Raw genomic sequence first — 20,178 nt, forward strand, 5'->3', positions numbered from 1 at the left:
GCGGCTTTAAAGCAGGGCTTGAGCAACACTGGCAGTTATGACCATTATCGCACTTGGGATCAATCACAAAACCGCGTCCGTCGAATTGAGGGAAAAAGTCGCCTTTTCTCCGCAACAGTTATCGGATGCGCTACAGCAACTATCACAGTTGCCGCAGTTTAATGAGTCCGTGATTGTTTCTACCTGCAATCGGACCGAAATCTATTGTAGCCTTGGCGAGTCGAATTCCCAAGCGCTTCTGGGCTGGCTGTCTGATTTTCACCAAATAGAAGAGCAAGAGCTGGCCGAAAATGTTTATGTGCATCACAATCAGGATGCGGTCAATCATCTTATGCGCGTAGCCTGTGGTTTAGATTCTTTGGTGTTGGGTGAACCTCAGATCCTGGGTCAGATTAAGCAAGCGTATAACAGCGCGAAAGCACATAACGGCATTCAGCCGGTATTCGAGCGCCTGTTTCAGAAAACGTTTTCTGTGGCCAAGCAAGTTCGTACAGAGACTGAAATTGGTGCCAGCGCTGTATCTGTGGCTTATGCTGCGGTTAACCTGGCGAAGCACATTTATGGGCAGCTGGAAAAAACCAACGTATTACTGATTGGAGCCGGTGAAACCATTGAGCTGGTTGCCAAGCACCTGTCGCAGCACAATCCCAAAGCGATTACTGTTGCCAACCGCACCATTGAACGGGCTCAATCTCTGGCGGATGAAATTAACGCGAATGTCATCTCTTTAGCCCAGCTACCCGAGCAATTGCATCAGGCGGATATCGTGATTAGCTCCACCGCCAGTACCTTGCCAATCATAGGTAAAGGAGTCGTTGAGCAGGCCCTTAAAAAACGAAAACATAAACCGATGCTGTTTGTCGATATTGCCGTGCCGCGCGATATTGAAAGTCAGGTCAATGATTTAGATGCAGCCTATCTATATACAGTGGACGACCTGCAAGCGATCGTGAATGAAAACATGGCGTCGCGCGAACAAGCAGCACGTGAAGCGCAGCACATTATTGATGACAAAACCCATGAGTTTGCACAGTGGCAGCGTTCACTGACGTCGGTGGATGTGATCCGGGAATATCGTGAATCGGCCCAGACGATTAAATTAGAACTCGTGGAAAAGGCGTTAAATCAGCTACAATCGGGTAAGAATTCAGAAAAGGTCTTGTTAGAACTGGCAAATAAACTCACTAATCGACTCACTCATGCACCGACCCGAGCGATTCAGTCGGCAGCTAAAGAGGGCGATATTGAGCGCATTGCAGTGTTAAAACAAGCATTAGGTATTGAGCAGGAATAAGAGTTAAATGAAAGAGTCCGTTTATCGTAAATTGGAAACTTTGGTAGAGCGCCACGAAGAAGTGGAAGCCATGCTGGGGGATCCGGAAGTCATTGGCGATCAGAACCGTTTTCGCGCATTGTCAAAAGAGTACTCAGAGCTTGAGGATGTGGTGAAGGCGTTTACTGCTTATCAGCAGGCGCAGGAAAACGTAGCAGCAGCCGAAGAAATGCTAAAAGATTCTGACCCGGATATGCGTGAAATGGCTCAGGAAGAATTCAAAGAAGCAAAAGAACAAATTTCAGAACTGGAAGAGAAGCTCCAGATCCTGATGCTGCCAAAAGATCCTAAAGACGACAACAACGTATTTTTGGAAGTCCGCGCCGGTACGGGTGGTGACGAAGCGGCTATTTTCGCTGGTGACTTATTCCGCATGTACAGCCGTTATGCTGAAACTCAGAAGTGGCAGGTTGAGGTTGTTAGTGCCAATGAGGGCGAGCACGGTGGTTACAAAGAGATCATTGCCAACATCAAAGGTGATGGGGTGTACGGTAAACTGAAGTTTGAGTCGGGCGCACACCGCGTACAGCGTGTACCAGAGACTGAATCTCAGGGCCGTGTCCACACGTCAGCGTGTACGGTGGCTGTGATGGCGGAGATCCCGGAAGCGGAAGCCATTGAAATAAACCCGGCAGACCTGAAAGTCGACACTTTCCGTGCTTCAGGCGCCGGTGGTCAGCACGTCAACAAAACTGACTCAGCTATCCGTATTACCCATATTCCAACCGGTGTTGTGGTGGAGTGTCAGGATGAACGTTCACAGCATAAAAACCGTGCTAAGGCTTTGTCTGTATTGGGTGCGCGCCTGCAGCAGGCGGAAGACGAAAAACGTCAGGCTGCCGAGGCAAGTGAGCGTCGTAACCTGGTAGGTAGCGGTGACCGCTCTGAGCGGATCCGTACTTACAACTATCCGCAGGGCCGTATTACGGATCACCGTATTAACCTCACACTGTATCGTCTGAATGAAGTTGTTGCGGGCGATCTGGGTGCTGTTATCGACCCGTTAGTGTTGGAGTACCAGGCTGATCTGTTAGCAGCCATGGGCGATGATTAATGGCGCAACATCCAAATCTTGCTCAGGCGATTGCCTGGGCAAGTGCACAGCTCCAAAATAGCTCCGAGTCAGCAAAACTTGATGCTGAAGTATTGCTATTACATGTTCTGCAAAAGACTCGCAGTTATCTATTTGCCTGGCCAGAAGCTGAACTGAGTGAAGCACAATATCAGCGGTTTGAGTCTCTTATCGGACGCCGAAGAAGCGGTGAGCCGGTTGCACACTTAACCGGTGAGCGTGAGTTCTGGAGCTTGCCCCTGTACGTGAACAACAGCACGTTAATCCCCAGACCAGACACCGAAACCTTGGTTGAGCAGGCGCTTGCACTGCCTTTGTCTGAGCAGGCTAAAGTACTTGACCTGGGTACCGGGACGGGCGCCATTGTATTGGCATTGGCGTCGGAGCAGCCTGGCTGGCAGCTAACCGGAGTTGACTTCTCACATGATGCGGTGGCACTGGCAGAGAAAAACCGTCAACGTCTCGGGTTTGACCATGTTGAGATCCGCCAGAGTGACTGGTTTTCGGCGTTAGCAGGTCAGTGTTTTGATCTGATAGTCAGTAACCCGCCTTACATTTGTGAGACAGATGAACACTTGAGTCAGGGTGATGTGCGTTTTGAGCCTTTGTCCGCTTTGGTGGCACCGGACCAAGGCTATGCTGATATTCGTCATATTATTGAGCAAGCGCAGGCGCATCTCGCATCTGATGGCTATCTGATGTTTGAGCATGGCTATCAACAAGCTGCTGGTGTTCAGCAGATTTTTGCACAAATGAACTATCGCAATATACTTACAATAAAAGATATGGCAGGCTGTGATAGGGTAACGATGGCGCAAAAGCCGCAATAATCGATATTCCTTAAGCAAAACTGCATAAAGGTAGCGATACCGTATTAGCGAGCAATAAGCCGGTTATCCTCAACTGGTTTCATGTCCGTCAGCGCGCGCAATACTGGCGAGATACGAGTACAAAAGAGTGTTAAGGACTCTCCAATGGATGATTTTTTGTTTTCAGACGAGCCAAGTGAATCAGAAATACAGGAAAAAAGTGGCACCTGGAAGGTGATCATTGTTGATGATGAACCCGAAGTGCATGCGGTAACTAAACTCGCACTCAGTGATTTTGAGTTTCAGAAAAAGCGCCTGGAGTTTCTCAGTGCCTATTCTGGCGAGGAAGCAAAGAAGGTGGTTATGGACCACCCTGATGCCGCAATTGTGCTACTTGATGTGGTGATGGAAACGGATGACGCTGGCCTGCGAGTCGCGCAATATATTCGCGAAACGGCTAAAAATAACAATATTCGCATTATCTTGCGTACCGGGCAGCCTGGTCAGGCGCCGGAGCGTCAGGTCATAGTCAATTATGATATTAATGACTATAAATCTAAAACTGAGTTGACAGCACAAAAGCTGTTTACTGTGGTGATGTCGAGCCTGCGTTCCTACCGAGACATCTTGTCTATTGATCAGTCTCGTCAGGGGCTGGAAAAAATCATCACAGCCTCACGTAATATCTTTGCGTCACATTCCATTGACCAGTTTATCGAGGGCGTGATCCAGCAGTTGACTTCTTTGTTGGGGACTGTGGATGAAGCCATTTATGCAACGTCATTGGTTGCCAGTAACGATCCTGCCAATAGCAGTGATAAACTGGTGGTGTTTACAGGCCGTGGCGAGTTTGCCAGAAGCGAAGGCAAGCCCATTGAAGACGTGCTGGACTCGGAACAAATGGAAGCCTGCCGTCAGGCATTGCAAGACCGTGGCATAGTGTATAAGGACAACTACCTGTTTGCGTATTGTTCAAGTGAATATAACCACGCGTCTATGTTGTTTGTCTCCGGGATCCCTGAGTTTTTGACCGATACGCAAAAGCACTTGATCAAAATATTCTCGCAAAACGTACAGCTGGCCTATGAAAATGTTCAGCTCCAGGCTGAAATTGAAGACACTCAGCAGGAGCTCGTGTATCGATTAAGCGAAGCCCTTGAGCAGCGTTCTACCGAATCGGGTAATCATGTTAAACGCGTTGCAAACATCTGTTATGTGCTGGCCAAGCACTACGGTCTCAGCTATCGCGAAGCCGAGCTGGTACGTCTTGCCTCGCCCTTGCATGATGTTGGTAATGTAGGTATTCCCGATGCGATTTTAAATAAGCCACACAAGCTAGAGCCCGAAGAATGGGATGTAATGAAGTCTCATACTCAAAAGGGTTACCAGATTCTGCGCGACTCACGCCGTGAGATAGTTAATGCCGGCGCTATGATTGCTCGCGATCACCATGAGCGGTGGGACGGCAGTGGCTACCCAACAGGTAAAAAAGGCGAAGAGATCCATATCTTCGGACGTATTGCGGCGATTGCAGATGTCTATGACTCAATGCGTCACGAGCGTTGCTATCGCCCGGCGTACAGTCTGGACGAAGTGGTGGCCGAAATTAACAGCCAAAAGGGTAAGCACTTTGACCCTAAACTGGTTGATGTATTCAATACTGTAATTGACGAGCTGGAACAGATCCTGGTTCGGTTAGAAGATTGATTTTATAGTTGATTTAATAAGGGGCAATTTTGGACTACATGGCACTTAAGCACACGCATGTGATGTTTGCAGTTTTAAGTATTATTTTGTTTTATACCCGCGCCGTTTCGCGTTTGGCCAGTGGCAAGTTGGCAGCCAATAAAGGGGTGTTTATCGCCAGTCATAGTGTTGACACCTTATTGTTGATCAGCGCTGTATCACTGGCTGTGATGGCCAGCCTGAACCCGGCGCAGCAACCCTGGTTGATGGAAAAAATCGTTCTGGTGATTGCGTATATTGCACTGGGCTTTGTGGTTGCTAAGTCGACAACAAAAGTAAAACAAGTGGGCGCGCTGATACTGGCAACTGTGACCCTGCTGGCTGTAGGCTATCTGGCCAGCGCTAAAAACGCACTCATACTGTAATGTTTGCGTCGGACAGCCCGCTGTCCGGCTACCTACCTTAAGCTCTGTCAATTTTCCCCAAAATAAAAATCCCCTTGGGAATGTGATGAAAAATGTTACACTAGCCCATTATAATTTTAGACAGTAGAAAACAGTTCGTTATTTATGACTGATATCTGGTTCGATGAACACGACGCAAGTTCGGAGCATTTCTCTACACCGGCCTTGTTACGTTGTATCTGGGCTGAGCCACATTGGGATGCTCAGGCCGATACCTCACACACGCTATGTTTACTGGCTGAGCTTGAGCAGGCTGTTGACGACATTTGCCATAAAAATGTCGACAAGCACACGTGCGTGGATGCGCTGCTCGATACGTTTTATACCCAATGGTTATTTAGTGGCACGGACCAAAAAGTGCCAGAGCATTTGCTAAACAATGTCTGTTACGCTTTAAAGATGCACAGTGGCACCAGCATGGCGTTGGCGCTTATCCTGGTACATTTGCTGGAGCGAGCTAATCTCACAGCAAGCCTGGCGATCAATCAGGGCGATGTGCAGGTACACATTGCGTTGAGCGACGAAGAAGGCTATATCATAGACCCCAGCTCAGGTCACCAAGCCTGGTATGTGATCCCTGAAAATGGTGATGACAAAGAGCAGGAGCCTCTGGAGCTGGTGTTTGGAGAGGAAGCCTTCAAGCTTTATCTTGCTCAGCAAAAATGGTCGTTTATTGCAGCTGAGAAATTTGGTCATGCACTGAGCTGTGTCGAGATGTTGATGGAATTACTGGGTGATGACCCTTATGAGCGTCGTGACAGGGGCTATCTGCTTAATCAACTCAATTGTCCAAAAATGGCAAAAGATGATCTGCAATTTTTTGTTGATGAATGCCCAGACGACCCAACCATTGAACTCATTCAAAATCAAATCGCTGAGCTGGCCGACCATAATAATATCCTCCATTAGGTGAGGTCAGTGCGCACTGCACAGAAGGGAGTTATGCCTGTCATCGGTGCTAACTTCCTGAGCGGTTTTTGTATAATCAAGGAAACAGAGAGATCCTATGCAAGAGAGTAGTGTACTCATTACCAATAATGCCGTTGTGCTTGGCCTGTTAGCAATTATCCTGGGATTTGTGTTTTATACCTCTAATCTGAAAACGGGATTCTGGGCCAAGTTTTATCGCTATGTGCCCGCCCTGTTGATGTGCTATTTCCTGCCATCTTTGCTAAACACCTTTGGGATTGTCGATGGCAGCGGTAACGATGTTTACACGGTTGCTAAATACTTTTTACTGCCCGCTTGTCTGGTGTTGCTGACGTTGAGCATCGATCTTAAGTCCATCATGGGGCTGGGTACACGCGCCATTATTATGTTTCTGACTGGTACGGTCGGCGTGGTGCTTGGCGGGCCGATAGCACTGCTGATCACGGCCACTTTTATGCCTGAATTACTCGGTGTCGCCGGGCCTGAAGCGGTATGGCGCGGTATGGCGGCACTGGCCGGCAGCTGGATTGGCGGCGGTGCCAATATGGTGGCGATGAAAGAAATCTATGGTGCCGGCGGAGAGATCTTTACTATTATGGTAACGGTCGACATAGTGGTCGCCAACTTGTGGATGGCTGGTTTGCTATTTTTGGCCGCCAGGCATAAAGACATCGATGCGCGAACCGGCGCCGATACGGCCTCTATTGAGCGCCTGATTGACAAAGTGCAGGCCTTTGAAGCGGAGCATGCAAGACGGCCTGAATTAAAAGACTTAATGCTACTCGTCGCCTTTGCTTTTGGCGCAACCGGGTTGGCGCATTTCGCCGCCGACTTGCTGGTGCCTTACTTTGCGAGTAATTTCCCAGAGCTTAAGAAGTTTTCCCTGCATTCCAAACTGTTCTGGATCATCGTTCTGGTCACCACCATAGGTCTCGCTCTGTCATTTACAAAAGCGCGCAACTTTGAGGCTGTGGGTGCCTCCAAAGTGGGTAGTAGTTTCTTATATATCCTGGTGGCAACTATAGGCTTGCACATGGACATCACCAAAATTGTTGAAGCCCCTAAATACGTGGTAATTGGCCTGATCTGGATGGCGGTGCATGTGGGGTTATTATTTTTGGTGGCTAAACTCATTAGAGCGCCGGTGTTTTACGTGGCTGTTGGCAGCAAAGCCAATATAGGTGGCGCGGCATCAGCGCCTGTGGTTGCGTCGGCATTCCACCCGGCGCTGGCACCTGTAGGTGTGCTGTTAGCCGTATTGGGCTATGCGTTGGGCACCTACGCAGCCTGGCTGTGCGGCCAAATTTTACGTGTAATTGGCAGTTAGTGCTGCCAGTTAGCGACTATTTTTAGGAAAGACAATGAATACACAGATTATCAAAGTAGCAGACATCGAGGTTGCAAACGACAAACCTTTCGTGCTGTTTGGTGGCATGAATGTGCTTGAATCACGTGACCTGGCAATGCGCATTGCCGAGCACTATGTTGAAGTGACCAGCAAACTGGGCATCCCCTATGTGTTTAAGGCATCGTTCGATAAAGCCAACCGCTCTTCTATCAACTCATACCGCGGTCCGGGTATGGAAGAGGGGCTTAAAATCTTTGAAGAAATCAAAAATACCTTTAACGTGCCGCTGATCACTGACGTTCATGAGCCTCATCAGGCGGCACCGGTTGCCGAAGTGGTTGATGTGATCCAGTTGCCAGCCTTTTTGGCGCGTCAAACTGATTTGGTTGTGGCTATGGCTAAGACCGGCAATGTTATCAATGTAAAAAAACCTCAGTTCTTGGCGCCGCATGAGATGCGTCACATCATCAAAAAGATGAGTGAGGCGGGCAACGAACAAGTGATCTTGTGTGAACGCGGCACCAGCTTTGGTTATAACAACCTGGTAGTCGATATGCTGGGCATGGATGACATGAAGCATATGGCGCCGGTGATCTTCGATGCCACACACGCTCTGCAGCGCCCGGGCGGTCGCAGTGATTCGGCCGATGGTCGTCGTGCACAGGCGGCTGAGCTGGCTCGCAGCGGTATGGCGTTGGGTCTGGCAGGCTTATTTATTGAAGCACACCCCAATCCAAACGAAGCCAAATGTGATGGTCCGTGTGCACTGCCGCTGGCGAAGCTGGAAGGGTATTTGCAGCAGATGAAAGCCGTGGACGATCTGGTAAAGAGTTTTGCTCCGCTGGATACCAGCGCTGCTGACCTCTAAACATAGACTTGTTGGCGGAGGATACTCCGCCATTTTTATAAGCCTGGTTTGGAATTCCCGCCATGTCACGACGATTACCTCCATTAAACGCACTGAAAGCTTTTGAGGCCGCAGCCCGGCACCTGAGTTTTACCAAAGCTGCCGAAGAACTGTTTGTGACCCAGGCAGCCATCAGCCATCAGATTAAGATTCTGGAAGAGCATCTCGGGGTTAAACTTTTCTTACGTAAAAACAGGTCTCTGCTGTTAACCGAAGAAGGGCAGGGCTATTTTCTGGATATCAAAGAGCTGTTTTCTCAGTTGATCGATGCCACAGAAAAACTGCTGGCACGGGGTGCAAAAGGGTCTCTTACGGTGAGTCTGACGCCCAGTTTTGCGATTCAGTGGCTGGTGCCCAGGCTCAGCCTGTTTAATGAACTACATCCGGACATTGATGTGCGAATAAAAGCGCAGGATCTGGATGAAAACTCATTAACCGACGACGTGGACGTAGCCATTTATTATGGTCGGGGTAACTGGAGTGGGGTGCAAACTCATAAGCTGCATACTGAATACCTGGTGCCCATGTGTAGCCCTTTGCTGCTCAATGGCCCTAAGCCGTTGGATCAGCCCAGCGACCTGGCGAATCATACCCTGCTGCATGACACCACCCGACGCGCCTGGAAAGCCTGGCTAAAAACTGCTGGGGTACGTAACGTGCCGGCTAATACCGGGCCGATTTTCAGTCACTCATCTATGGTGACTCAGGCGGCGGTGCATGGTCAGGGGATCGCGCTGGGCAATAGCGTATTGGCAAAACCCGATCTGGACGCGGGCCGTTTGATCATTCCATTCAGTCATCACCTGGAAAGTAAAAATGCTTACTATCTGGTGTGTCGTGAATCTCAGGCTGAATTAGGTAAAATAGTGTCCTTCAAAAACTGGATGCTGGAAATGGTAGAGCAGGAACAACAATGACGCAGAGCGAAGCAAAGATTGATATCGAGTGGCACCAGGCTGACGCACCTCAGGCGCAGCTGATCCTGGCCCATGGCGCAGGAGCGGGCCGCGACAGCGACTTTATGCAGGACATGGCAAACCGCCTGAGTGCGCTGGGGGTCACCGTCGGGCTGTTTGATTTTGGCTATATGCAGATGGCGAAGGCGCTGGATAAACGTCGCCCACCCGAGCGTGCCCCTAAGTTGCTGGCGCATTATCGTGATGTGCTAAGCGCACAACTCGACGGCTTACCTGTATTCATCGGTGGTAAGTCTATGGGCGGGCGTATGGCATCTATGCTGGTCTGTGAAGACAATATTGACGTACAAGGCGTGTTTGCGCTGGGTTATCCGTTTCATCCACCGGGCAAACCTGAGAAACTGCGTACTGAGCACTTTGCCGATATCCCTTGCCCGTTTGTGGTGCTGCAAGGAGAGCGTGATACGTTTGGTAATCATACCGAGGTTACCGCTTTGGCAGCGCAAGCTGAAGAAAAGAGCTGGCCTGAGCTGGTATGGCTTAAAGATGGCGATCATTCATTGAAGCCGCGCAAAGCCAGCGGCCTGACAGAAGCACAAAATCGCCAGCTGGCAGCTGAGGCCATTGCCGCTAAAATTGCGGAGATACTCAATGGCTAAGCTATTCTTACTGCTGGGCGGGGCATTTTGTATGCTGTCGGTCATGTTGGGGGCGTTTGCCGCCCATGGCCTGAAAAGCCGTTTAAGTGACTATGCCATTGGCATATTTAAAACCGGCGCTGAATATCAGATGACCCACGGTCTGGCGCTGCTGGCCGTAGCCCTGCTCCTGAAATGGGGTGTGAAAGTTCAGCTCTCGGGCTATTTATTTGCGACCGGGATTGTCCTGTTCAGTGGCAGCCTGTATTTGCTGGCGCTGACCGGTGCCAAGTGGCTGGGACCGATTACGCCACTGGGCGGACTGTGTTTTATTCTTGGCTGGGCCTGGTTGCTGTTACAGGTTGCCCGCCAGCCCTTTTAATTGATTAGAGACTTTTTATCACTATGTCTAGTGTGGTTATTTATTGCCGAAGCGGCTTTGAAAGCGATGCGGCGGCCGAAATTACGCATCACGCCGCGTTACATAATGTCGCCGGTTACGTGAAAGCTAAGCCCAATACGGGCTATGTGACCTTTGAGTGCTTTGACCCGGCTCAAAGTGAGCTGCTACTCAAACAGGTCGATTTTTCCAGCCTGGTGTTTGCCCGCCAGTGGTTTGCGGGTGTGCTGTTAAGTAAAATGCCCGTTGAAGACCGCGTATCTGAGATCAAACAGGTCGTTGGGGATTTCCCTTTGTGTGGCGATCTGCGGGTAGAAACCCCGGATACCAATGAAGGTAAAGAGCTGTCGAAGTTCTGTAAGAAATTCTCGACGCCACTGGCCAAAGCGCTGGAAAAGCAAAATAAGCTGACCCGCGACCATAAAGCCCATAAACCGGTGCTGCATGTGCTGTTTCTGGCAAACGACACCGCCTATGTCGGTTACTCATTCAGTCATAATAACTCGCCGTTCTTTATGGGGATCCCCAGGCTGAAAATGCCGGCCGATGCACCGAGCCGCTCAACGCTGAAGCTGGATGAAGCTTTCAATGTGTTTGTTGGTAAAGAGAACGAGCCTGAGCGGGTTCGCTCTGGCATGCGCGGCGTGGATCTGGGTGCCTGTCCGGGTGGCTGGACCTATCAACTGGTACGCCGCGGGTTGTTTGTGGCGGCAATCGACAATGGCCCGATGAATGACGATTTAATGGAAACCGGGCAAGTAAAGCACTTCCGTGAAGATGGCTTTAAATATCGCCCCGAAAAGCGCAACATCGACTGGCTGGTGTGTGATATGGTCGAAAAACCAACCCGCGTCAGCGAGCTGATGGTCGACTGGATAGTCAACGGCTTTGTCCGCGAGCTGATCTTCAACCTCAAGCTGCCTATGAAAAAGCGCTTTGATACGGTTTATGAGTGTTTAACACTGATCCACGACGAGCTGAAAAAATATGGCGTAGGCTACGAGCTACAGGCTAAACACCTTTATCACGACCGTGAAGAAGTGACCGTGCATATTCAGGTACTGAAAGTCCCGCAAAACCTCTACAGCTAAGCATTGTTTCGGTGGCTGCCAGGTATGGTAGCCGCCATTACTTTACTTGATTCTTTTCCCGCAATATTTTCTTACGCTCTTGTTTTTACACTTTGCTGTTATTTAAATAAAATCAGCAGCAAAGGAGTAACTGATGACAAGACTACTGCAGCACACTGTGTCTCCTCAGCTAAAAGCAACGCTGAGCTATTATGCGCCAGGCAGCATGATGCCTGCACATCGACATGATCATGCACAGTTATCCGTGCTGCTCAGTGGTGGTTTGCGTGAGCAAACTGAGCAGTCGGCTTTCGATATAGCAACGCCGGGATTATGTTTTAAGCCGCAGCATATTTTGCACAGCGATCAATACGGTGCTCAGGGTACGCTGATCTTCTCGTTTTCCTTGTCACCTGAGCTGCTTACCCGGTTTGATAAATTAACTTCACCTCGATATCAGTGGCAGTCTCGGCTGACGGCAGGCCCCCGGGCAGGGCAGGCTTCTTATTTACAGGCGTTGTATCATGGTCAGTTAGATACGTTGCACGACCTTTTCTGGGACACACTGAGTGAATGTGGTATCCCTCAACATACCGTCAGAGAGCGGCAGCGACCCGACTGGCTGGTGCGAGCTAAAAAGTTGCTGGAAGAGGCTGAACAGCCAGTGTCACTTAGCGAACTGGCAACACAGCAAGGGATCCATCCGGTGTACTTTTCCCGTGCATTTAAAAAGTACTTTCATATTTCTGCCAGTGCATATCAACAACAGCTGCAGCTGAGTAAAGCACTGCGCTCGATGACTCAAGGTCTGCCCCTGAGCGATAGCGCATTTCATGCCGGTTTTTCCGATCAGAGTCATATGAGCAGAGCTATGACGAGCAGGTTAGGTCTGTCACCCGGTAAACTTCAAAAGCTGTTTCAGAGCTAAGCAGGTTAAATCTGTTCAATACAGTGCTAAATCAGCAAGCTAGGATATGCACACAACAATAACCATCCGGAAATCATTATGAAATTACACGCACTACTTACTTTGGCTTGTGCACTGACGCTGAATCCTCTCTCTGCATTGGCAGCCACACCGCAACAGGCTGCAGATTATATTGCCGATTATATCGAGCGTACACCGGAGCTTGGACCGGGATTTGGTATGGTGGTGGTTAATCAGGATAAGGTACTGCTCAATAAAGTATGGGGGAAGCGCAGGGCAGGTACCAATTTGCCTGTCACGCCACAGACACCGCTTTACATTGCTTCTCAGACAAAAGCCTATATGGGGCTGGTTGCCGCTCACCTGCATCGTCAAAAGGTGCTTGATCTGTACGCACCTCTTAGTCAGTTTTGGCCTGCCAACAGTTTTCCCGAAGGTGTAGATGCCAAACAGTGGCGTTTAATTGATTTGCTCTCTCACCAGGTACCTGTCAGTGCGGATTTTGTAACTGAAATGGAGGCCTATATGACGGAAGTGGCGGTCGATGACTATCCGTGGCTTATCAAACAGTATGGCAAAAAACGCGATGACGGATTTGAGTATGACAACCTTGGGTACAATATTTACGGGGCAATCTTACAACAGGTAACTGGTCGCAGCTGGCAGGACTGGCTGGCAAAAGTGCTGTTTAAGCCATTTAATATGCCACACAGTTCAGCCCGTACATCAGACTTTGCGACTGACGAGGTTGCCTGGAATCATATCTGGCAGGGAAGTGAAGCAGGGTGGAAACCGGTACCGCCTAAAACTGATGCAATGATGCACTCTGCAGGTGGGATAGTCACTTCTACCTCAGACATAGCAAAATGGTTGCAACTGAATTTGTCCGCGGGTCAGGGCTATATTTCTGCAGCGGATCTGGCGCTGTCACATCAGCAGGCGGTAGCGCTTGACCCACAAGCGCGCAATGTTTACCGGATCCCCTGTCAAGGTTATTCACTTGGATGGAATATCTGCACCTTTAAAGGTTACTCTGTGCTGATCCATGGTGGTGGCTATACCGGCTCACGTTCTTTGATGGCCATTGTGCCAGAGCTAAAAATAGGGTTGGCGACTTTTTCGAACTCAGACAATATGACTGGCCGTTATACCATTCAGACGATTAAGCAGTATTTGTTGTATTTGCTGGATGCACCTGAATATAAAGCCGCTGAGCGGGAAAATCTGAGCACCTATCAGGACAAAGTCGCCAAACTGCTTAATCGACGTCAACAACGTCTGAATGATGCCGAGCACGCTGAACACTGGCAGCAGTGGCGTTATACGCCTTCAAAAAAAGAGCTAGCAAACTATGCCGGACACTATCGCGGCGACAATGCTTACCTCGATCTGACTTTGAAAGTAAACAAGGACCACCTGAGCGGGCACAGTTTTGACTATCGCTTTACGCTCAAGCCAGCTACTCAAGCTCGGTTTGCGCTCTATGATGTGCCGTTTGCTCAACCTCAGCCTGTCGAATTTAAACTGAATGCGCAAGGGAAACCTGTCAGCCTGGAATGGGCTGGTCGGGTTTATCAGCGTCAGTAGTCAAAACGAGCGTGTTGTGGTTCACTGCCACAGTAGTTGACCCAAGTGTGTAATGTGTTAAAACTGACCTTTCGATGACATTACACAAGGACGGCGCAGTGGCACAACACGGCACACTCTATTATTTATGCGGCAAGATGGGGGCTGGTAAATCCACCCTGTCGCGCCAGCTGGCGCAAGACCATCAGGCGGTTGTGTTGTCTGAGGATGACTGGCTGGCAGCGCATTATCCGGGCCAAATCAATACCTTCGATGATTACATCGAGAAATCCCGGCTAATCAAACCCTTTATCAAAGCCCATGTACAAAGCCTGTTGCAACTAGGTCTGAATGTGGTGATGGACTTTCCGGCGAACACCCGGCGGCAACGCGCCTGGTTTGTTGAGTTGAGCGAAGCGGTACAGGCTGAACATCAGCTTTACTATCTGGATGTCAGTGATACACAGTGCCTGGCACAATTGGCCAAACGCCGTATTGAACAGCCAGCGCGAGCACAGTTTGATAACGAAGCGGTGTTTTATCAGGTTAGCCAGTATTTTGAAGCACCTGAAGCAAGTGAAAACCTGACTTTAGTGCAGGTAACGAATGTCAGCGGCTCAGGCGTCCTGTGAGGATGAAAGCTGCGACAAAGTTTCACCTGCACCATCAAAATCAAAATCCTCAATCTGGGTAAACAGTTGCTCTGCCAATGCTTGCTGGGAGGTCCCGCTGAGCGCCTCGAGCAGCGTTTCAGCCCGGTCGCTGGCATCCATATCAGAATCACTGATCATGCCTTTGAGCTCCGCGAGTAAGGCCGCAATATCAATATCCTGATGTGCGTTTGCTGGGAGACTTGTTTCGTTGCTGTGTTCACGGGCTTGCAGCTCATTCAATGACAGCTTAAGTGCATCAATAAGTGCCGTCAGGCTGATCAATAGCTCATCCAATACGGGTTGTACAGGTGCATTGTTAGCACAGGCGGTTTCTAATTCAGCGGCCAGCTGCGCCACCTGGACTGCCCCAACATTACCAGCGCTGCCTTTGAGCGTATGGGCACACCGCATCGGTCCCTGTGGATCAACATCTGTCTGTGCTTGCGCGTCGGTGAAGGCGTGTGCGAATTGCGCCTGTTTGTCACAAAAACGCATCAGCAACTTTTTGTACAGGGCTGTGTCGCCTTCACTGATGGCCAGTCCTGCCTGGGTATCCAGCCCGGTAATCGCCGGTAAGTTCCCGAGTTCATCTGGTGTTACTGAAGGCAGACGTTCGCTGGTGGAGGATATATTTGCTGGCTGGGCCGGGGTTATCCAGCGGGCCAGCGTGGCAAACATTTTGCGTGGGTTCAGGGGTTTTTCAATGATGTCGTTCATGCCGCATTCCAGCGCTTTTTGACGATTATCCAGCATCACACTGGCGGTCATGGCGATTACCGGGAGGTCCTGCCATCTGGGGTGCTGGCGGATGGCTTCGGTTGCACTGTAGCCGTCCATTACCGGCATCTGGCAGTCCATGAGCACACCATCGTAGTCACGCTGGTGCAGCATTTCCAGCGCCTGTTGGCCATGCTCAGCTACATCAACCTCAATGCCATTTTTTTCTAATAAGGCAATGGCCAGCTCCTGATTAAGGTCGTTATCTTCAACCAACAGTAAATGTGCGCCCGCGACAGAGTTGGGGTGTTCGTCGGCACTCGTATCGTGTTGCTCGCAGGTGCTTGGATCGCCAAACAGGCTAAGCAGACAGGCGGCAAGTGGCTTGGGGAAAACCGGCTTTGACAGGGTATAACTGACCTCGCTTTGTGTCATATCCCCGCCATGATTTAACAGGATGACGGGGAGTTTTGCGCGCAGTGAGTCGGGTAAGATATCCAGACTACGACTGTCCGCCAGAATACACTGGGCACTTATGATGATTGATGCATCAGGGACAAAGGTGTCCCGGCTGACGGCCTCCGCGCTGATCCCAAAAACATGCAGGTAGCGTTTAAGTGTGGTTGCAGCGTACTGATTGTCATCCAGGATCACTGCGTGCTGCACGGACAACTCAGGTAAACGGGTATCGCCGTTGTCACACAATTTCACGACGATATCAAAAGCAAAGGTACTGCCTTCACCGGCAATACTCTGGCAGCTGATCTGGCCACCCATCAGTTCCACCAGCTTTTTACAAATCGCCAGCCCCAGACCCGTTCCCCCGTATTTACGCGTCGTTGAGGTATCCGCCTGGCTAAAGGATTTAAAGAGTTTCTGCTGCTGTTCATCGGTCATGCCAATGCCGGTATCTATGACCGCAAATGCCAGTGTGAGGGTATCTTTGTCGCCTGCCTGGGGCGACACATCTATGATCACATCACCGCCTTTATCGGTGAACTTAATCGCATTACTGCCTAAGTTTAATAATATCTGTGAGATCCGCAGCGGATCGCCTACCAGACGTGCCGGGATCCCGGGATCCAGCATCACACAAAGCTCAATGTCCTTTTCCCGTGCTTTGATGGCCAAAAGGTCTATGCTCTGAGTCAGGGTTTCTTCCAGATCAAACTCGATGGCTTCAATATCGAGCCGGCCCGCTTCAATTTTAGAAAAATCGAGAATGTCGTTGATGATCCCAAGGAGCGACTCGGCACTGCGATTGATTTTCTCCACATAATTGCGCTGCTGACGATCCAAAGCGGTTTGCAGGGCCAGGTAACTCATGCCTATGATGGCGTTCATGGGCGTGCGAATTTCATGGGACATATTGGATAAAAAGTCGGACTTGGCCTGGGTGGCGCTTTCGGCTTTATCTTTGGCTTTTTGCAGCGCCACTTGCAGCGCTTTGGCGTCGCTGATATCCATATGAATACCAAACACTTCCTTACCACCCGGACCATGTTTGGCGACCACACTGCGACCAATACTGAGGATCCACTTCCAGCTGCCATCGGCACATTTCATGCGCATTTCATGGCGAAAGGTGTCGCTGTCGCCGCGCGCATGGGCCAGTAATGCGTCTTCGGTGGTGCTGAGGTCGTCCGGGTGAATGAGCTGGTGCCAGCGTGCAATGCTGGGACCGTACAACTGTTCCAGCTCATCGCACTGGTAGCCCAGCATTTCTGACCAGACATCGTTAGTGATCAGCTGTCCACTACTGATATCCCATTCCCAGGTGCCGGCATTGGCACCTGACATTGCCAGCTCCAGCCGCTGTTCAGCTTCTTTGAGTTCGCCATAGGACAGGGAATTGGCCAGAGCCACAGCGAGGTGATTGGCAACGACACGTAATATTGCGCGCTGTGCCCGGGTCAGCGCGTGCTCATGGTTAAATTGCAGGGTAAACACGCCCAGTACTTCGCCATCGACTATCAGCGGAGCACAAAATACAGTTTGTGTGGCAGTGCCATGAAGGTTGTCAGCGGCATCTAACGCCAGTTTTTGCCAGTCTTGCGGGCTGGCAGCATAAACCTGAATGGCTTCTCTGACACAATACACATCGGCGCCCCGGCTGGTGTTCAGTTTGCTTATTAGCGCTGAAAACGGCTCTTCATCCTGCACGGCGTATATATAGTCTATGTACTGCTGATCTTGCTGATAAATGCCCACCGCACAAAACTCACAGGGCAGGGTTTGCTTGAGGTGCTGATAAATGGTTTCGCAAATAACTTTCATGTCGTAGGTTGCCGCCACTTCTTTACCCACTTCGCCTAACACCACCAGATCCTGAGTGCGTTGTGCGACCTTTTGCTCCAGCTTCAAGCTGGCCAGGCGCAGCCTGCGCTCCCTGATATGCACTATGGTCACTATCGAGATGATGAGCGCAGCAGGTAGCAGCACTTTAAACCACAGGGTTTCATACCAGGCGGGCAGAGAAATGACTGGTAAGCCAATGGGCGTATCATTCCAGACACCATGATTATTGCTCCCCACAACCTGCAGTACATATTCGCCAGGCTCAAGTGAGCGGTAACTGGCACGGGGGGTATCTGTGATTGTGCTCCACTGTGCATCGTGCCCCAGCAACTTATAGCGATAGCGGTTATCTTCTGTGGCATGGTAATCGAGCGCGGCAAAGTAGACGGTCAGGTTTCTGTCCCTATGTGTAAACTCAATACCACTATCGAGTTTGTTAATTCGCTCCCCATCGCGCTCAGCATGGGTAAAAACCAGTTGCGGCGGGGAAATATTGACGTAGACCGTGAGTGGATTAAACCCGGTGATGCCATCTATGCTGCCAAACAGGATCTGTTCATCATAGGTGACAAACGAGCGCGCCAGAAAGTGGTTGTTGCCCAGTCCGTCATGGGTTGTGAACTGATGAAAGATCCCACTGAGCGGATCAAGTTGAAAGACGCCGCCAGAGGTTGCCAGCCACAATAATCCCAGTTCATCGGCGACAATGGATTTCACCGCGAAATTGGCTTGTGATGTGGTGTTACTAAAACGCTTAAACTGCCCACCATCCAGTGTATAACGGGTTATTCCATTATTGCTGGCAAACCAGAGGTAACGACCACTCTGAATGCCCTGATTAATGTGACGGCCATCCAGACTGGTGGGAGTATTATCGGGCAGGTAGTGATGTGTTTGCGTTAAGTCCGGGCTGAGGCGAAACAGGCCATCCCCATCGCTGCCTATCCAGACTTGATCATCACTGTCGAACAGCACAAAAGTCGGATCCGTATTGGGCAGGAAGTATTGTACTTCGCCGCTTGGTGGGTGCCAGCGTGTGACTCTGCGTTCACCAGCTATGATCAGCCACAACCACCCCTGAGCATCAAAATTGATATAATCGACGGGTGAGCCCTCTCGCACTCCGGCTGGCATAAAGGGAGTTAAAGTGCGATTAAGTTCATCGACCATAAACAGACCAAAGTTGGTGCCTGCATACAGCTGACCTTCACCATCCCGGTTGAGGTGGTGGACTCTGAGGCGATAGTCGCCGGTTAGCTCCTCGGGTGAAGCGAACGGGGTAAATTGCCCGTGACCATCAAAATGCACTAAGCCACGACCGGTACCCAGCCAAACACCGCCTTCAATGGCCTGAGCCATACTGAGTACTTGATTGAATAGCCCGGAGAGCTGCTGGCCTGCCAAAAAGTGATGCCAGGCTTTAAAGGCGGGTGGATGAGGAAACACTTTTATGACGCCGGAATAGCGCGTTGCGGCCCACATCAGTCCGGTCTGATCAATTAACACCTGGCGAACATCACGGTTTTGCAGTAATGCCAGTTTGCCGTCCTGTGCTGTGGGTATAAATTTCTCCTGTAATGGAGAAAAGCGGTAGATACCGGCAAAGGTCGACAGCAGAATATCGCCCTGATGGTGCAGCAGGCTGGATACACTGGGCAGGCTGTGATCATGGAGCTGATAGGTATGAAAACGTTCAGTAGCCGGGTCAAAACGGCCAAAGCTGGTACGGGTGGCCACCCAGAGTCGGCCATCGGCTGCAACGGAGACTTGCCGGACTTCCGGATGATCCAGCGACTGCGGGGCAACCTTAAATGCGCTGAACTGGCCAGTTTGGCGGTCAAGTCGGTAAAGCCCGTCTGAGGTTGCACACCAGATAGCACCATCCTGCGCTTCGGCAATACTCCACACCCGGTTGTTGCCCAGACTCGTTGGGTTGTCCGGGTCATGGACAAAACGCTCAAACCCGCTGCCATCTGTGTTGAGGCGATTGAGTCCACCGCCATTGGTGCCAACCCACAGGCTGCCATCCTGACTTTCGAACAGGGCCTGCACTTTGTCCGCCCCCAGAGACTGCGGGTTGTTGGGGTCATGGCGAAAATGCTTAAACCCTTGCTGTGCGCCTAAAAACAGATTCAGGCCACCGCCCCAGGTACCGGCCCATAAACGGCCACGGCTATCAAACAGTAACACACTGACACTGTCTGCAGACAGTGAGCTGGGGTCGTCCGGGATATGTTTAAAATTACTGAACTGATAGCCATCGTAGCGCTTAATGCCATCGGCGCTGCCAAACCACATAAACCCTTGCTGATCTTTGCTCACGGCGTAGATCTGCGGCGTATTCAAGCCGTTATAGGTGGCGATATTTTCAATCTTGAGGGTGGTAGCCAGCACTTTTTGTGCGAATAAAGCACATAAGAGCCATTTCACCGCTAAACTAAC

16 protein-coding genes are annotated in these 20,178 nt (G+C 50.4%); 15 read left to right on the forward strand and 1 reads right to left on the reverse strand.

What is annotated here, in order from left to right:
* Window positions 1-37 precede the first annotated feature (37 nt).
* The 15 genes from hemA (at window position 38) to NH568_RS07925 (ending at window position 14,700) form a co-directional block, all read left to right on the forward strand.
* Window positions 38-1,294, forward strand: coding sequence for a glutamyl-tRNA reductase (gene hemA / locus NH568_RS07855; protein WP_253046149.1), 1,257 nt, complete (start codon window positions 38-40; stop codon window positions 1,292-1,294).
* A gap of 7 nt (window positions 1,295-1,301) precedes the next feature.
* Window positions 1,302-2,387 carry a peptide chain release factor 1 gene (gene prfA, locus NH568_RS07860; RefSeq protein WP_253046150.1) on the forward strand — a complete coding sequence of 362 codons (1,086 nt, stop codon included), beginning with the start codon at window positions 1,302-1,304 and terminating at the stop codon, window positions 2,385-2,387.
* Window positions 2,387-3,235, forward strand: coding sequence for a peptide chain release factor N(5)-glutamine methyltransferase (gene prmC, locus NH568_RS07865; RefSeq protein WP_253046151.1), 849 nt, complete (start codon window positions 2,387-2,389; stop codon window positions 3,233-3,235). Before prfA ends, prmC begins: the two co-directional genes overlap by 1 nt.
* Before the next feature lie 144 nt (window positions 3,236-3,379).
* Window positions 3,380-4,921 (forward strand): response regulator, encoded by a 1,542-nt coding sequence (locus NH568_RS07870; RefSeq protein ID WP_253046152.1) that lies wholly within the window; start codon window positions 3,380-3,382, stop codon window positions 4,919-4,921.
* Window positions 4,922-4,950: 29 nt separating this feature from the next.
* A complete protein-coding gene (locus tag NH568_RS07875) occupies window positions 4,951-5,325 on the forward strand; it encodes a SirB2 family protein (protein ID WP_253046153.1) in 375 nt (124 codons plus the stop codon).
* Window positions 5,326-5,469: 144 nt separating this feature from the next.
* On the forward strand, window positions 5,470-6,273 hold the full coding sequence (locus tag NH568_RS07880; protein WP_253046154.1) for a tetratricopeptide repeat protein: 804 nt from the start codon (window positions 5,470-5,472) through the stop codon (window positions 6,271-6,273).
* 97 nt (window positions 6,274-6,370) lie between these two features.
* Entirely contained in the window at window positions 6,371-7,621 is a 1,251-nt protein-coding gene (locus NH568_RS07885) for a DUF819 family protein (RefSeq protein ID WP_253046155.1), read from the forward strand.
* Window positions 7,622-7,655: 34 nt separating this feature from the next.
* Window positions 7,656-8,510, forward strand: a complete 855-nt coding sequence (kdsA, locus tag NH568_RS07890; RefSeq protein ID WP_054017248.1) for a 3-deoxy-8-phosphooctulonate synthase — start codon at window positions 7,656-7,658, stop codon at window positions 8,508-8,510.
* A 62-nt stretch (window positions 8,511-8,572) separates the two neighbouring features.
* Window positions 8,573-9,466, forward strand: a complete 894-nt coding sequence (locus tag NH568_RS07895; RefSeq protein ID WP_054017247.1) for a transcriptional regulator GcvA — start codon at window positions 8,573-8,575, stop codon at window positions 9,464-9,466.
* Window positions 9,463-10,125, forward strand: a complete 663-nt coding sequence (locus tag NH568_RS07900) for an alpha/beta family hydrolase (RefSeq protein WP_253046156.1) — start codon at window positions 9,463-9,465, stop codon at window positions 10,123-10,125. The genes NH568_RS07895 and NH568_RS07900 overlap by 4 nt, the downstream gene beginning before the upstream one ends.
* Window positions 10,118-10,486: a DUF423 domain-containing protein gene (locus NH568_RS07905; protein WP_253046157.1), complete on the forward strand. Its 369-nt coding sequence runs from the start codon at window positions 10,118-10,120 to the stop codon at window positions 10,484-10,486. Before NH568_RS07900 ends, NH568_RS07905 begins: the two co-directional genes overlap by 8 nt.
* Window positions 10,487-10,509: 23 nt before the next feature.
* The gene (rlmM, locus tag NH568_RS07910) at window positions 10,510-11,595 is read left to right on the forward strand and encodes a 23S rRNA (cytidine(2498)-2'-O)-methyltransferase RlmM (protein WP_125716511.1); all 1,086 of its coding nucleotides are present in this window, start codon (window positions 10,510-10,512) and stop codon (window positions 11,593-11,595) included.
* 133 nt (window positions 11,596-11,728) lie between these two features.
* Window positions 11,729-12,502 (forward strand): AraC family transcriptional regulator, encoded by a 774-nt coding sequence (locus tag NH568_RS07915; RefSeq protein WP_253046158.1) that lies wholly within the window; start codon window positions 11,729-11,731, stop codon window positions 12,500-12,502.
* A 78-nt stretch (window positions 12,503-12,580) separates the two neighbouring features.
* Window positions 12,581-14,089, forward strand: a complete 1,509-nt coding sequence (locus NH568_RS07920) for a serine hydrolase (RefSeq protein ID WP_253046159.1) — start codon at window positions 12,581-12,583, stop codon at window positions 14,087-14,089.
* A gap of 74 nt (window positions 14,090-14,163) precedes the next feature.
* The gene (locus tag NH568_RS07925) at window positions 14,164-14,700 is read left to right on the forward strand and encodes an ATP-binding protein (RefSeq protein ID WP_253046160.1); all 537 of its coding nucleotides are present in this window, start codon (window positions 14,164-14,166) and stop codon (window positions 14,698-14,700) included.
* On the opposite strand, the gene NH568_RS07930 is transcribed toward NH568_RS07925, so the two are convergent.
* Window positions 14,686-20,166 (reverse strand): response regulator, encoded by a 5,481-nt coding sequence (locus NH568_RS07930; RefSeq protein WP_253046161.1) that lies wholly within the window; start codon window positions 20,164-20,166, stop codon window positions 14,686-14,688. The genes NH568_RS07925 and NH568_RS07930 overlap by 15 nt on opposite strands.
* Between the last annotated feature and the right edge of the window lie 12 nt (window positions 20,167-20,178).

It is taken from the genome of Pseudoalteromonas sp. XMcav2-N (assembly GCF_024124545.1).
Taxonomy (GTDB): Bacteria; Pseudomonadota; Gammaproteobacteria; order Enterobacterales; family Alteromonadaceae; genus Pseudoalteromonas.